The sequence below is a fragment of the Scytonema hankhaensis NUACC26 genome, assembly GCF_045865695.1.
Taxonomy (GTDB): Bacteria; Cyanobacteriota; Cyanobacteriia; order Cyanobacteriales; family Nostocaceae; genus Scytonema.
Map to the genome: position 1 here is coordinate 33,125 of NZ_BAACAP010000254.1, position 13,993 is coordinate 47,117.

Consider the following 13,993-nt stretch of genomic DNA (forward strand, 5'->3'; position numbering starts at 1 on the left):
CAGGAGGCAAAAAGCAATTACGAAGAGGCTTGAATTATAATCCACGCATCCAAAATGGTATGACCTATGAGCTTAAATAATCAAGTTATAGACAGACCGATTTCCAGGGAACTGCCTTACGTAGAGGCTAACCTCAATTACTTAGTTCCAATGGCAGAAAAACCTGTCAATTACACCTACGAACCACCATCAGGGATTCCCAGATACAACGGAACTTATCAGACACACAGACTTCCAATTTATAATGCTCGCTCTATATCAAAGAACATCTCGCTAGATAGAGAAGGCTTTGCCTTAAAAGAACATAATACTAGCGTGCGAGACTTTTATAACGAAGATGAGGTGCGCCGTGTCTACTACCCAGAAGCAGAGCAATTACTAACAGAAGTCACGGGTGCAACTCAGGTAGTAATCTTTGACCATACTCTTCGCAATGCCCAAAGGATGAAGCTAGGAGAGAATGATATTAAAGAACCTGCTAAGCGCGTACATAATGACTTTACTGCCAAGTCCGGCTATACTCGCGCTCGCTTGGAACTAGCGGCACGGGGGATCGATAATATTGACACGCTATTGCAACAACGGTTTGCTATCATCAATGTTTGGCGAGCGATCGCTTCTCCCATTCAAGAGTCACCGTTGGCTGTGTGTGACGCGCAAAGTATTGCTCCAACAGACCTTGTAGCAACAGACTTAGTTTATCGCCATCGCGTTGGAGAAACTTATGCGATCGCATACAATCCAAGACATCAGTGGTATTATTTTCCGCAAATGCACAGAAACGAGGCATTATTTATTAAGTGTTTCGATTCTGCAGAAGATGGACGAGCGCGTTTTGCGGGTCACACGGCATTTAACGATCCGACAAGCCCACCTGATGCTCCGCCACGGGAAAGTATCGAACTGCGAACATTCGTTTTTTATCCCGCATAACTGCGGTGAATGCGTCACTCAACAATGCTAAGTACCATCACTCCCCAACTCTTAACACTTCCCCATACCTTACTGCTTTTCAGTACTGCTTTCATTGCAGGTGGATTAAATGCTGTAGCAGGTGGTGGTAGCTTTATTACCTTTCCAGCCCTCATATTTACGGGTGTACCGCCAGTAGCGGCAAACGCTACAAACAACACTGCTATATGGGTAGCAGCTTTAGCCAGTGCTGGAGCTTATCGTAAAGATTTGGGCATCAAACGACAAGTTTTTTTGCTCTTGTGTGGCATAAGTTTGGTTGGTGGTGTCATCGGCTCCTTAGCTTTGTTGTACACTTCGGCAGATGTTTTTAAGAAACTAATCCCCTATTTATTACTGCTAGCAACACTAATATTTACTTTCGGTGATTCTTTCAGGAAATGGCTTCAAGTTCATAACCAAAAATCATCTCCTGAGTCCGTACCTTTATGGAATTTGGTGTTAGCTCAACTCGCGATCGCTATCTATGGAGGTTTCTTCGGTGCGGGATTGGGAATTTTAATGCTAGCAACCTTATCGTTTTTAGGTATCAAAAGTATTCATACTATGAATGCCTTTAAAACGTTCTTAGGGAGTTGTGTGAATGGGATTGCGATCGTCCCGTTTATTTTTGCAGGCGTCATTGCTTGGCAGCAAGCGATTTTGATGGCTGTCGGTGGTTCTTTGGGAGGTTATTTCACGGCTCATTATGCGCGTCAACTAGACCCCCAAATGATTCGGAAATTTGTCACGATTGTTGCTGTTAGCATGACTATCTACTTTTTTATTCATGGTTAGGTTTTCAGATTTTGTTGTGTAATGCGATCGCATGGAGGATGTGTTGTGAAAATCATTCTACCTGTAGAACTTGCTACGGTCAACCCTGACGTAATATTGTGGATAAAACAGTAGGTTATTAAGTCTTTGGAAATTTGGGATTGGGAATTGGGCATTGAAAAAAGTTGTTTTCATGTCTTCATCGTGTTTATTTAAAAAAAGGAGAAGTTATGTTTTATGGCATAGAAAGAGAACTGTTAGATGGAGAACCTTGGTCATTTAGATATCAAACAAAATTACCAAATCATCTTCAGTTACTAGTAGAGCAAGAAATAGGAAGACAAGATATCTGGGAATTACCAGATAACGAGCCATTAGAAAAGAAATCAAAATTAAGCCCTAAAACTCACAACTCATGGAGCCAATCATGACTGCAACCTTAACTCGTCGGGCTTGGACAGTTGAATTTGAAACAGAAACTATCGACAGATTAATTGATAAGCACGCTCCCCACATTCCTAAAAAGCGGTTGCAAGAACCAAAACCCATTCAGACAGAAGAAGAACTGGAAAATTTTTACCACTTTCGGATTGGTGGTGCAGCCCATGACTTATTTATTGTCCAAGTTTGTGCCAAAATAATTAACCAAATTCCCGATCCCAAACTACAGTTATTTTTAAGTCGTCAATTGGGTGATGATGGTGCACACGCTGAAAATACCCGCAGGCGTGTAGAGGCATTATTTGGTCGTGACCCCATTGAGGATATTCAAAAGCAAGTGCAAAAACATTGGGACTTTATGGGGGACTTGCCAATTCGTCATTGGTTAGGTTTTTTAGCCTTTGAGTTACATTACGAACATCATATTGTTGCCACTGCCATATTAAATAGGCGTTTGTCACGGTTATACGATCCAGTATCAACCAGTTTTGCAGTGGAGAGAATTATTCCAGATGAAGCATTCCATCGTGTGGGAGTAGTGGAATGGTGGCAGCGTAAATTTGACAAAGCTTCGCCTACAGAAAAAGCTGAGTTAGTGGAACAGGTATTAGCTCTTGATGAAGAAGGACAACGCCGCCGAAATCCTTACCTCAAAGAACACGGACAAATTACCCGTCGCGCCCTTGGTATTGAAGTAAAAGATTCAAATTTAATTTATGACGCTTGGCGGCGAGAAGTCCTTGCTTACTTCTTTGATATCCCTGAAACAGCGCTTCCCAAACTTTTTAGTATTAATGATGAAACATCTTGAATATTCAATTTACATCAAACAGCGCTGGTTGGATGCAGAAACCTTAAATGGGGCTAATATCCAAGGGATAGAACCAGTTTACGATGCTTGGCGCAAAGAAGTCATTTCTTACCTATTGGATATCCCCAATCCTCAACTGACTCCTATTAATCAGTAGATTGTGGGTACAATCCAAATTGATTTTACAAAAAAATTCACTGATTTTAAAAGCCCGGTTTCCTTGAGTTTAACAGACGAAATATAGCGGTTCTCAACCGAATGAGATACAGATTCATCTGCGTACATCAGCGTACATCTACGGTTCCATAACTTTTTTATGTATTACACCCAAGTGAGAACTGCTATAGTACTTTCAACCAGATAGAAACCGGATTTTTTATTTTTTCATACCCATGTTTAATAGAAGTAAATATGTTTACTTGGATAGCACATCAGTTTTTTACTTTCATAAACAAGAACAGTTTATTTAAATATCCCGCCCTGAAAATTTTTGGCTTATCGTTCGTTGTTGGTTTAGGGTTGAGTCTTGCGATCGCGTCTTGCAGTCCTAGTAATTCAGTTAACGCACCTATAGAAAAGCCCCAAAGCAGCCAGTTAAAAGTCTTAAAAATGGGACATCAAAAAGGTATGGCTTTGCTCAATATTATTAAGGCTCAAGGAAGTTTAGAAAAGCGATTGCAACCTCAAGGTATTTCTGTCACTTGGAATGAATTTTCCTCCACAGCACCACTTCTTGATGCTATGGGTACAGGTGCGATCGTTTTTGGTGGTGGCGGCGGGACAGGGAGTGTATTTGCTCAAGCTGGTGACAAACCATTTGTGCGAGTAGCAGCAGGAACGGGTAGCACCAGAGGTTCAGCTATTTTAGTGCTAGAAAATTCACCCATTAAAACTCTCAGGGATCTCAAAGGTCAGAAAGTTGCTTTCGCTAAAGGTTCTGGTCAACACTACATTATTGTACGTGCCTTAAAAAAGGTAGGTTTGAAATTTAGTGATATTACACCTCTCTACCTGACACCAGCAGAAGCTTTGCCAGCATTCGAGCGTGGAGACATTGATGCATGGTTGATTTGGGATCCTTACACTGCTGAAGCAGAACGCAAATTCCGCACTCGTTTACTAGCAGATAATAGCACTATATTTGGTAACAAAGCTCCCCTAGAAAGCCCAAGCTTTTATTATGCTTCTCCAGATTTTATCCGCAACTATCCAGATATTGTTAAGATAATTTTACAAGAGCTAGAAAAGGCTGGTACTTGGTCTAGAAACAACTATAAAGATTCTGCAAAATTGCTATCTAAGTTATACAAAATTGATTTATCAACAATGGAAACTGTTGAAAAGCGTGGTGGTCAACGTCAGGTGTTACCTGTAAATGATGGTGTTTTGAGTGGATTACAACGCATGGCAGATACCTTTTACGAACTAAAAGTTATTCCTAAAAAAATTGATGTCAAGGATAAAAACTATAACTGGATTCCCGAGCGGAAGTGGTAGCATACGTTTGTCAAATTGAGTGTTCTTCTATTAGACATGGCTTTTGTTGATTTTTAAGAAAAATTAACTTTAGTTAAAAAATTAACTTCTTGACATATAATACCTCCAAAATACGGTAGTTAAATAAAAATGCCGGATTATTAGGGGGAATTTGATGAATAAGTGGCAACAGACAAAAAAAACAGGGACTGATTGGATCGGGCAATTTCAAACATCTGTTGTTAGAGCTTTGCAGGAGATCGGACAATGGAGCTGTAAAGCAGGAAGAGATGCATTAAACCGACATTCTCTTGGAGGCTTTTTGCTTCTTGTTTTTGTGGGAACCACCTTAAGCATAGCGATCGCTACTGCTAATGCTAGTATTAGTCATCATTTAGGAGCTATTCATTCTGGAAAAAGTGACAATCTTATTGCTCAACAGAAGAATATTCAACTGAACCTTGTTTCTTTCTCCGTCACCAAAGCCGCACATGACAAAATTATTCCCCGATTTGTCGAAAAGTGGAAAAAAGAGCGGCAGCAAAATGTTACCTTTCAGCAAAGTTATGGTGCTTCTAGTTCTCAAGCTCTTTCAACGATCGAGGGAGGAGTGGAAGCTGATGTCGTCCATCTATCTCTTGCTCCCGATGTTCAAAAAATTGAACGAGCAGGATTGATCCAACCTGGTTGGGAAAAAGAGTTTCGGAATAACAGTATCGTCAGTAAATCTGTTGTCGCCATTGTAACTCGTCAGGGTAATCCTAAAGGTATCAAAACATGGGAAGACTTGGCAAACAAGGAAGTCAATGTGATAACACCCAATCCTATAACCTCTGGTAGCGCACGCTGGAATTTTTTAGCATTTTGGAATGCAGCTATTAAAGCCGGAAGGGATGAGTCTAAAACATTAGATTTTGTAGGTAAGATTTACAAAAATAGTCCCAATTTGCCAGAAAGCGCTCGTAACGCAACTGATGCCTTTTTCAAAGGAGGTCAAGGGGATGCTCTGATTACTTATGAAAATGAAGTGCTTTTGAAAGCTCTCTCAGAAGAGAAACCTTCATACTCTATTCCTGATGTCAATTTCTCAATTGATAACCCAATTGCTATTGTTGATAAAAACGTAGACAAACACGGTACTCGTGAAGTCGCAGAAGCCTTCATTCGGTATTTGTATACTCCAGAAGCTCAGCAGATATTTGCCGAAACTGGTTACCGACCAATAAATTCGAGTGTAGCACAGAAAAAAGAGTTTGTTAGTAAATATCCTCGTCTGAAAAGTTTAGCAACAACTAACGATTATGGTGGTTGGGATGCTATTCAGAAAAAGTTTTTTGATGATAATGGCATTTTTGCTAAAATTATCAGCGACATTAATACAAGTGCAAATAAAAGTTTGCACTAATACCGTTTTCAGGTGAAGATGCTCCCGAAAAAACTCTACCATCTGTGGCATCTCTCCTTACCTCCCTTAATCCCCCCTTATAAAGCTATGCATTGGTCACATCTTTCTTTACAATCTTGAAACCCTTGTTTAATCTGCATTGTGGACGCTGAGATTGTCAGCAGACTTGACAAAATTGCGCTAATTTTTCTCGCAAAAAATCCATTTTTATTGAGAATGAACAACGAACGAATCAGGGTTAGAAAAAACGTGAGTGGTTACTCTCGCAAATGTTGAGAAAGATCCGGGTAATGCATAGCTTATAAAGGGGGGAAACAGGAAATTTATTTTCCTCCTCTTTATAAGGGGAGGTTAGGAGGGGTAAAAATAATATGCAGCTTCATATTAAATTGGTATAAGGTAGTTTGGCTTTGAATTGTTCCTTATAAAGAGATTTTCTTAAGGATTGACTCTGTGGAAAAAGTTTCCACAGAGTACAAGATGCGAACTAAATTAGCTTGCAACTGTTTTCTGACGTTTTAAGATAATTATCAAGCCAGTTATTAGCATACCTACAATTGTGGTGGGTTCAGAAACGGCTTTTGCTGCCACAATTTTAAAATCTGGTCCGTTGTCATTGGGAACACCAGGAAGAAGCCCATCATTGTTAACACTAGTTAATCGTAGCGTTTTTGTCGTGATTCCATCCAAGTGAATACCAAGTGAGCCAATATTGAATGGTCCGTTATTAAGAACCGGAATGACCTCAGTACTAATGTTGTAGTCAGCCTTTGTATAGTTTTGCCTCGAGATTTTATAACTTGCTACAACTGCATTATTATCGTCAAGCGCTTCAACCAATAGATCGCTATCCCCTGCAACTACTCCGCCTGCTGTTCCGCCACGCTCCCAAAAGAAGAAAGTATCTACAGGATTTTCAAAGGAGACTTCGATACTTGCTTTATTAGCATTTTCTCGTATTACTAAAATGCTATTCAGATTTAAGTTACCTAAACTGTCAACAATATCTTGAGCCGTTGGGTTGGGTTTTGAGGGCCCTTCTTCAAGCAGGTTGTCGTTGGGGGTATTGGGACCTCTTCCTGAATGGAGTACTCCCAGTAAACTTCCATCCTCAAGTCTGTATGTATCGTTTTGGAGAATTTTTGCTTGATTGACCAACTCAAAATTGTTAATTGTGTTTCTATTATACTCGATGGAGTTTAATCGGATATCTCTTGTAGGATCGTTTAATAAATTACCTGTAGGGTCATCAATCGAACTAGCCGTAACATTAGTTTTAAATGAAAATGGCGTGAATGATGCTGCCATAGTAGGTACTGCTATCGTTAAGGAAGCTATTGACATAGAAGCAGTCATTGTAGCGATCGTAACAGTTTTTGTAAAGAAAGTTTTCATTTGTATTTCACCTTGGATAGACATGGAAAATGAACTTAGGGATGTCCAAGAAATAAATTACCCATCTTGTGGGACCCAGAGCAGCGCCGTGCGGAGAGAAGTTGCGGCTTGGGGGAAACCCCAAGCCGCAAACTTCGGGGGGTTCCCCCCGTTGAGGCGACTGCGGAGCGTCCTCGCCCGTTCTTTGTGAGTGACGGGCTAGAAGCCCGTACCACAAGAGAAAGTTGGTTATTTTTTTATTTGGAAGTCCCTTACTTGAAATCAGACAGATAAATAAGCAGAACAAAACCGATCGCACAACTTACAGCAGTTTTCACCTAAATGCACCATATCGTTGATAGGGGTGTAATGCCTTACCCGCTACAAATGCGTGCCAACTTATGCATGAAAGAGCTACAAAATTTTGTCAAATCAAACACATTTTTGATAGAAGAACTAAGAAATTTAGATTTTATTTACTTGCCCCCGTTGCTTTTTTTAGCTATTTGTGAAAGTATTATATACTAAACAACAGTAATTTTATCAATTTACTGTAGTATTTTAAAAATAAGTCATGCGTTCAAAGTTTAATCGACCTCAAACTCCAGAAGATATTAACCCCTAGTAAAAGAGGGTGTAGACATATGGCTCAGCCACGCTACGGGATTTGGATTCCCGTTTACGGTAACTGTGGCGCGATGAACCACCCCCAAGAACCTTGTGAAGCCAGCTACAAAAGAGCAAAGCAGCTCGTCCAACTGGCAGAAGCATATGGGTTTACAACCACTCTCATCGCCGAACACATTATTAATCCCAGGAATCAAGAACTAGATCAGCTAGAAACTTGGACAACCGCAGCCGCCTTAGCGGAAGCAACTCAATCTATTGAAATTATTGCTGCAATTAAGCCTTTGTTATTTCATCCAGTTGTGCTAGCAAAGATGGCATTAAATATTGATGCAATTAGCAACGGACGATTTGCAATCAATTTGGTGAGTGCCTGGTTTATGCCAGAATTACAAAAGTCTGGTATTGCTTTCCTTCCCCACGACGAACGTTACCGTTATTCTCAGGAGTGGCTTCAGGTTGTGAAAGCACTGTGGAGTGGGGAACGAGTTAATTTCCAAGGCGATAGTTTTTATATTACTGATTTATGTTTGCGCCCGAGTCCAGTTGCACAACCTTATCCCCGCGTATACTTGGGGGGAGAGTCAGACGCTGCAAAAAATCTCGCTATGCAAGCAGCAGATGTGTTTTTTCTGAATGGTCGTCCGTTAGAAGTGGTGCGGGAAACCATTGCTGATGTGAGAAAGCGGGAGCGGCAAAAATCTAAACCCTTACAATTTGCTATGTCAGCTTTTGTCATTGCTCGACCTACTGACACCGAAGCTCAAGCAGAATATGAGTATCTTCTTGAACTCACAAAAAAAGACGACAGAACAGAATTGTTGAAAGGTGTTGAGCCAGAGGTAGTCATGTTCAAAAATATGGCGAAGTATGTGAGTGTAGGAAGTAACGGTGGTACAGCAGCAGGGTTAGTTGGAAGCTATGATACTGTAGCAGCAAGAATTGCAGATTTTGTCGGCGTAGGTATTGATACTTTCATGCTGCAATTCCAACCTTTTGCTCCAGAGATGAAACGGTTTTCTGAAGAAGTCATGCCGCGAGTGCGGTCTTTAGCGCTTGTAGCTTAACGTTCAATCCTTATCAAAGAAAACTTTATGACTGCAACTTTATCTCGTCCAGCTTGGACAACCGAATTTGAAATTCAAACTATCGATAAGCTTGTTGCTCAGCACGCTCCACACTTTCCGACAACTCGTATACAAGAAGCGCGATCGCTGACAAAAGAAGAATTTGAGAATTTCTACCACTTTCGCATTGGTGGAGCTGCTCACGATTTATATATTGTTCAAGTTTGCAGCAAGGCGATCGACCAAATTCCCGATCCAGAACTCCATCTGTTTTTAAGTCGCCAAATTGGCGATGACGGAGCGCATTCCCAATTTACTCGTCAGAGGGTATGGGAATTATCAGGATACGATCCTATAGACAAGATTGTACGGGAAGTACAAAATCATTGGGAATTTATGGGGGATTTACCTATTCGCAATTGGTTAGGGTTCATGGCATTTGAATTACATTATGAAATGCATATAGTCGCCCAACTAATTCTAAACAGCCGTACCTCGACAATTAGTGACCTTGAAACCTCCAAATTTGCTACACAAACAATCTTACCTGATGAAGCAGCCCACCGTTTTGGAGTATTAGCTTGGTGGCAAAGCAAGTACGATCGAGCATCTCCAACAGAGAAAGCAGAAATTGCTGCCCAATTATTGGAATTGGATGAAGAAGGACAGCGACGACGCAATCCCTATCTAAGAAAGCATTGGGAGATTGTTCGTCGTGCTACGGGTGCTGAAATTGAAGGACTAGGAGCCATTTATGATGCTTGGAGACGAGAAGTCATAGCGTATTTCCTCGATATTCCTGTCACTAAACTTCCACAACTTGTAAGCGTGGATGAGTGACGTACAGTTGGCAAGTGTTTTCTCTCTATTGTCTCCCCCCCCTATTTCAGGGGGGCTTTTTGAAAATGAGGATGTTATGAAATATTTAATTATGCATTTAATGGCTCATTTAGAAATAAGTAGTTTATGGGATTTCATCAATTATAAAGAATCTCAAGCTTTTATTGTCTTATTTTTTATTAGTTTTGGTTTAGGTATAGCAATTGCTACGATCCGCACAACTCCTTCCAATCGAGTTATTCATACACCACAAAATATTCAAAAGAAAAAGTCGATTTCAACTTCTAAGAAGGTACGGTCACAATAGCTTTTGAAGTATTACACTCAATATAAAAAATAAGTTTTATACCGTTTTCAGATGAAAATGCATAGAAAAAACTCTACAATCTGCAGCATCTCTCCTTACCCCCCTTAATCCCCCCTTATAAAGGGGGGAAAACAGGAAATTTATTTTCCTCCCCAATACATCGGGGAGGTTAGGAGGGGTAAAAATAATATGCAGCTTCATATTAAATTGGTTTTACCTCAAGAAGATACTTATTATAGGCTCTCATGAACTTCCAAATTAAACGCCGCTTTTTTGTCATAGCAGTAGCTTCCTTCACTGCTACAGTATTTACTAGCTGTGGTTCACTACAAAATAACAACACAACGAACACAGCGTCCAATCCCATTGCTAAAACAGCAGCAAATACAGTTGTAACTGGGACTAAAGAGAAAATCAAAATAGGGGTGACACCCGTACCTGCAGGAGAGATTTTGGAATTTGTGAAAAAAAATCTAGCACCGCAAGCAGGACTAGACATTGAAATTGTGACGTTCAACGATTCAGTACAAAACAACACTGCTTTAAAAGATGGGCAAATTGATACTAATTACTTCCAACATATTCCCTTTATGGAAGATTTTGGTAAGCGGAAAAACATGAAGATGTATGCCTTTACTCCCCAAATTCATTTGAATCCTGTGGGAATATTTTCTAAAAGACATAAATCTCTCGCCGAAGTTCCCCAAAACGCTTTAGTTGCAATTCCTGATGATGTTAGCAATGCTCATCGCGCCTTGAAGGTGTTAGAAGAAGCAAAGTTAATCGAACTCAAGCCAAATGTACAACCGGTGAGTCCTAAAGATATCACTAAGAATCCCAAAAATCTGCAAATCAAAGAAATACCAGGTTCGCAAGCAATCCAGACTCTACCGGATGTAGATTTATCTGGAATTACAGGTAATTGGGTTGTGCAATCGGGTATGAAGACAGATAAAGATGCTTTGGCAATAGAGTCTACTCAAAATCCTCTTTATGCCGTGACTTTAACCACATTAGCTGGAAAAGAAAAAGACCCCAGGATTCAAAAACTTTATAAATTGCTACGCGATGATAAAGTGAAGCAGTTTATTAAAAACAAGTATCGAGGCGCTGTACTTCCGATTCCTTAATAGAAAAAATATAGATAAGTAAGTCAGCATAATTAAAGTTAACTATTGAGGATCGTCATCAGTCACTTGTCATTCGTCGATCGCATAGGAGTTCTACATATGATTGAGTTAATTGATATACACAAAATCTATCATCAATGCGAACAAAAAGTAGTGGCGTTAGATAGTGTTAACTTGCACATTAAAGCAGGTGAAATATTTGGTGTTTTAGGACAAAGTGGAGCAGGTAAAAGTACTCTAATTCGCTGTGTCAATCAGTTAGAAAAGCCAACATCGGGTTTTGTAAAAGTCAACGGTCAAGAAATGACAACGCTTTCTAGTACTGCTTTGCGTCAAGCACGCCAAGGTATAGGCATGATTTTTCAACACTTTAATTTACTCAGTTCCAGAACTGTAGCAGAAAACATCGCTTTTCCCCTAGAAGTGATGGGTTATGGCAAATTGAAACGTAAAGCAAAAGTAGAAGAATTACTAGGGCTAGTAGGTTTGGAAGGTAAAGCAAATGCCTATCCAGCACAACTTTCAGGAGGTCAAAAACAACGGGTTGGTATTGCGCGATCGCTAGCAGGGGAGCCAAAAGTATTACTCTCTGATGAAGCCACCTCAGCCCTCGATCCCCATACCACTCGCTCAATTCTAGAACTCTTGCGCGACCTTAACAAGCGCATGGGATTGACGATATTACTAATCACTCATGAAATGGGTGTCGTTAAGCAAATTTGTGACAGTGTGGCAATACTCCATGCTGGTAGGATTGTTGAACAAGGACGTGTCTGCGATTTGGCATCTCGACCTGATTCAAAGTTAGCCCAAGAGTTTTTTCCGCGTTGCAAAAACTGTGCGCCTCGTCCGGGGACAATTCTCGCAACTGTGGCATTTGCTGGGGAAGTTGCTAGAAATCCTATATTTGCTACCTTGGCACGTCGTTTTGATGTTGATGTCAATATCCTCAATGGTAGCGTCGAAACTCTAGGCGATCGCCCTGTCGGTCAGCTTCAAGTCGAACTCGCTGGAGTTAAAGCAACCCAAGCACTGGAATACTTAAACGATTCAGAATACACTGTTGAGGTACATTAATGCAAGGTTGGGAACTGCTTAACAGTTTGTGGCAAGCCACACTGGAAACTTTTTACATGGTGGGAATCTCAGCTGTTGTGGCTGTGGTGCTGGGTTTGCCTCTAGGTTTATTACTAGTCATGACCAGTCCTGGTAACTTTCTCAACTCTCCCAAACTGAATCAGAGCCTCAGTGCGATCGTCAATACTGGACGTTCTTTCCCCTTTATTATTTTACTTGTAGTCCTCACTCCCCTGACGCGATTAATCGTTGGCACTTCTATCGGTAGCACTGCTGCACTCGTTCCCCTCACCCTTGCTGCTATTCCCTTCTTTGCCCGCATTGCTGAAACTAGCATTCTTGAAGTTGATAAAGGGTTAGTGGAAGCAGCAGAAGCCATGGGCTGTAACTATTGGCAAATTGTCCTGAAAGTTCTTATCCCAGAAGCTTTACCCTCTATTGTTTTAGGCATCACAATTTTAATTGTCAGTCTTCTTAATTCTTCAGCAATGGCTGGTGCGGTTGGTGGTGGTGGCTTAGGTAATTTAGCTATTCAATATGGATATCAACGGTTTGATGTTGGAGTCATGTTTGCCACAATTGCAGTACTGATTTTTCTCGTGCAATTCATCCAGCTTTTAGGTGATTTGCTAGCACGACAGTTAAGAAAAAAATAGTCATGGGCGAATGTAATTCGCTACTACACAAACGAAGTCCGCCTACGCGGACTAAAAACCCACGTAGGTGGGTTTTGCTTGTATAGCCGCGAATTCTATTCGCCAAGGCAATTATGAATTAAAAATTTACAAACATCCTCTTCAAGAATTCTAGAAAATCATGAGGTCTCTTATGAACGAATACCATAATTTAGCCCCTTTAACAAAAACTGGTCGTCGTTTTGTTCTCACAGCAGGAGGTGTATTAACTGCATCAATTATTTTCGCTGGTTGCAGCCGATTTGTAGAGACAGGCTCCACAACTGAACGAGAAGAGGTCGTTAAAGTTGGGGTGACCGGAATAGTTTCTGAAGATATTTTAAAGTTTGTTAATAATAATCTTGCTCGTCAAGAAAAAATAAAAATTGAAGTCGTGAAATTTAATGACTGGATACAGCCAAACACAGCCTTAAGAGACAAATTTATCGATGCTAATTTCTTTCAACATAAACCTTTTATGAATAATGCTATTAAAGAACTAAAAATCAATTTACTAGCATTAAATACAATTTATTTAAATACACTTGGTCTTTTCTCTAAAAAATTCAAATCAGTGAACGAAATTCCTCAAAATGCAACTGTAACAGTTGCGAATGATGTTATTAATAATGACCGAGGACTCAGGTTATTAGCAGCTAACGGTCTAATTAAACTTAAAGAAAATGCTAAAGAATTTGTGACTCAACGAGATATTGCTGCTAACCCCAAAAACTTGAAAATTAAAGAGGTAGAAGGAGTACAAGTTGTTCGAGCCATTAATGATGTAGACTTCATTGTTTCCACAGCACAAACTGTTGCTCTTGCAGGAATAGAACCTCATTCTATGGGACAAGAAACAGCTAAGGACAAGAAATATGCTCTAGCATTAGTCACATTACAGGGTCGAGAAAACGAATCAAAGATTCAAAAGTTAAACAAATTACTTGTTCATCCCAGTGTCAAAGATTTTATCAATAAAGAATATAAAGGAAGGCTCCTTCCCGTTTGGTAAATGTTTAGTCATCACCATTTTTAG

The 13,993-nt window shown here is 40.2% G+C and carries 15 protein-coding genes; 14 read left to right on the top strand and 1 reads right to left on the bottom strand.

Translation table 11 applies throughout. The features are described 5' to 3' along the window. The first annotated feature begins 66 nt into the window (after positions 1-66). The 7 genes from ACKTT2_RS50450 to ACKTT2_RS50480 all read left to right on the top strand — a co-directional run bounded on the left by ACKTT2_RS50450 (position 67) and on the right by ACKTT2_RS50480 (position 5,861). Positions 67-933, top strand: a complete 867-nt coding sequence (locus tag ACKTT2_RS50450) for a CmcJ/NvfI family oxidoreductase (protein WP_407900669.1) — start codon at positions 67-69, stop codon at positions 931-933. Between the two features lie 9 nt (positions 934-942). Further along, positions 943-1,749, top strand: a complete 807-nt coding sequence (locus ACKTT2_RS50455; RefSeq protein WP_407900670.1) for a sulfite exporter TauE/SafE family protein — start codon at positions 943-945, stop codon at positions 1,747-1,749. 209 nt (positions 1,750-1,958) lie between these two features. Further along, positions 1,959-2,159: a hypothetical protein gene (locus ACKTT2_RS50460; RefSeq protein WP_407900671.1), complete on the top strand. Its 201-nt coding sequence runs from the start codon at positions 1,959-1,961 to the stop codon at positions 2,157-2,159. Next, positions 2,156-2,980 (top strand): hypothetical protein, encoded by an 825-nt coding sequence (locus ACKTT2_RS50465; RefSeq protein WP_407900672.1) that lies wholly within the window; start codon positions 2,156-2,158, stop codon positions 2,978-2,980. Before ACKTT2_RS50460 ends, ACKTT2_RS50465 begins: the two co-directional genes overlap by 4 nt. Further along, entirely contained in the window at positions 2,964-3,137 is a 174-nt protein-coding gene (locus tag ACKTT2_RS50470; RefSeq protein ID WP_407900673.1) for a hypothetical protein, read from the top strand. The genes ACKTT2_RS50465 and ACKTT2_RS50470 overlap by 17 nt, the downstream gene beginning before the upstream one ends. Positions 3,138-3,391: 254 nt before the next feature. Continuing rightward, entirely contained in the window at positions 3,392-4,477 is a 1,086-nt protein-coding gene (locus ACKTT2_RS50475; protein WP_407900674.1) for an aliphatic sulfonate ABC transporter substrate-binding protein, read from the top strand. A gap of 154 nt (positions 4,478-4,631) precedes the next feature. Continuing rightward, on the top strand, positions 4,632-5,861 hold the full coding sequence (locus ACKTT2_RS50480; RefSeq protein ID WP_407900675.1) for a sulfate ABC transporter substrate-binding protein: 1,230 nt from the start codon (positions 4,632-4,634) through the stop codon (positions 5,859-5,861). 492 nt (positions 5,862-6,353) lie between these two features. On the opposite strand, the gene ACKTT2_RS50485 is transcribed toward ACKTT2_RS50480, so the two are convergent. After that, positions 6,354-7,256 (bottom strand): exosortase-dependent surface protein XDP2, encoded by a 903-nt coding sequence (locus tag ACKTT2_RS50485; RefSeq protein ID WP_407900676.1) that lies wholly within the window; start codon positions 7,254-7,256, stop codon positions 6,354-6,356. Positions 7,257-7,879: 623 nt separating this feature from the next. Between ACKTT2_RS50485 and ACKTT2_RS50490 the strand changes: the two genes are divergently transcribed. From ACKTT2_RS50490 to ACKTT2_RS50520, 7 genes are all read left to right on the top strand, one after another. Continuing rightward, entirely contained in the window at positions 7,880-8,929 is a 1,050-nt protein-coding gene (locus tag ACKTT2_RS50490) for an LLM class flavin-dependent oxidoreductase (protein WP_407900677.1), read from the top strand. A gap of 27 nt (positions 8,930-8,956) precedes the next feature. Beyond that, positions 8,957-9,769, top strand: coding sequence for a hypothetical protein (locus ACKTT2_RS50495; protein ID WP_407900678.1), 813 nt, complete (start codon positions 8,957-8,959; stop codon positions 9,767-9,769). After that, entirely contained in the window at positions 9,762-10,076 is a 315-nt protein-coding gene (locus ACKTT2_RS50500) for a hypothetical protein (RefSeq protein ID WP_407900679.1), read from the top strand. The genes ACKTT2_RS50495 and ACKTT2_RS50500 overlap by 8 nt, the downstream gene beginning before the upstream one ends. A gap of 245 nt (positions 10,077-10,321) precedes the next feature. Beyond that, positions 10,322-11,206 (top strand): MetQ/NlpA family ABC transporter substrate-binding protein, encoded by an 885-nt coding sequence (locus ACKTT2_RS50505; protein ID WP_407900680.1) that lies wholly within the window; start codon positions 10,322-10,324, stop codon positions 11,204-11,206. A gap of 99 nt (positions 11,207-11,305) precedes the next feature. Then, positions 11,306-12,283, top strand: a complete 978-nt coding sequence (locus tag ACKTT2_RS50510; protein WP_407900681.1) for a methionine ABC transporter ATP-binding protein — start codon at positions 11,306-11,308, stop codon at positions 12,281-12,283. Beyond that, positions 12,283-12,939 carry a methionine ABC transporter permease gene (locus ACKTT2_RS50515; RefSeq protein ID WP_407900682.1) on the top strand — a complete coding sequence of 219 codons (657 nt, stop codon included), beginning with the start codon at positions 12,283-12,285 and terminating at the stop codon, positions 12,937-12,939. Before ACKTT2_RS50510 ends, ACKTT2_RS50515 begins: the two co-directional genes overlap by 1 nt. A gap of 172 nt (positions 12,940-13,111) precedes the next feature. Next, positions 13,112-13,969: a MetQ/NlpA family ABC transporter substrate-binding protein gene (locus ACKTT2_RS50520; protein ID WP_407900683.1), complete on the top strand. Its 858-nt coding sequence runs from the start codon at positions 13,112-13,114 to the stop codon at positions 13,967-13,969. The last annotated feature ends 24 nt before the right edge of the window (positions 13,970-13,993 follow it).

Excerpts from the sequence above, each read along its gene's own strand:
- ACKTT2_RS50450 (WP_407900669.1), top strand. The coding sequence starts at position 67 with ATGAGCTTAAATAATCAAGTTATAGACAGACCGATTTCCAGGGAACTG.
- ACKTT2_RS50455 (WP_407900670.1), top strand. The coding sequence starts at position 943 with ATGCGTCACTCAACAATGCTAAGTACCATCACTCCCCAACTCTTAACA.
- ACKTT2_RS50460 (WP_407900671.1), top strand. The coding sequence starts at position 1,959 with ATGTTTTATGGCATAGAAAGAGAACTGTTAGATGGAGAACCTTGGTCA.
- ACKTT2_RS50465 (WP_407900672.1), top strand. The coding sequence starts at position 2,156 with ATGACTGCAACCTTAACTCGTCGGGCTTGGACAGTTGAATTTGAAACA.
- ACKTT2_RS50470 (WP_407900673.1), top strand. The coding sequence starts at position 2,964 with ATGATGAAACATCTTGAATATTCAATTTACATCAAACAGCGCTGGTTG.
- ACKTT2_RS50475 (WP_407900674.1), top strand. The coding sequence starts at position 3,392 with ATGTTTACTTGGATAGCACATCAGTTTTTTACTTTCATAAACAAGAAC.
- ACKTT2_RS50480 (WP_407900675.1), top strand. The coding sequence starts at position 4,632 with ATGAATAAGTGGCAACAGACAAAAAAAACAGGGACTGATTGGATCGGG.
- ACKTT2_RS50485 (WP_407900676.1), bottom strand. The coding sequence starts at position 7,256 with ATGAAAACTTTCTTTACAAAAACTGTTACGATCGCTACAATGACTGCT.
- ACKTT2_RS50490 (WP_407900677.1), top strand. The coding sequence starts at position 7,880 with ATGGCTCAGCCACGCTACGGGATTTGGATTCCCGTTTACGGTAACTGT.
- ACKTT2_RS50495 (WP_407900678.1), top strand. The coding sequence starts at position 8,957 with ATGACTGCAACTTTATCTCGTCCAGCTTGGACAACCGAATTTGAAATT.
- ACKTT2_RS50500 (WP_407900679.1), top strand. The coding sequence starts at position 9,762 with ATGAGTGACGTACAGTTGGCAAGTGTTTTCTCTCTATTGTCTCCCCCC.
- ACKTT2_RS50505 (WP_407900680.1), top strand. The coding sequence starts at position 10,322 with ATGAACTTCCAAATTAAACGCCGCTTTTTTGTCATAGCAGTAGCTTCC.
- ACKTT2_RS50510 (WP_407900681.1), top strand. The coding sequence starts at position 11,306 with ATGATTGAGTTAATTGATATACACAAAATCTATCATCAATGCGAACAA.
- ACKTT2_RS50515 (WP_407900682.1), top strand. The coding sequence starts at position 12,283 with ATGCAAGGTTGGGAACTGCTTAACAGTTTGTGGCAAGCCACACTGGAA.
- ACKTT2_RS50520 (WP_407900683.1), top strand. The coding sequence starts at position 13,112 with ATGAACGAATACCATAATTTAGCCCCTTTAACAAAAACTGGTCGTCGT.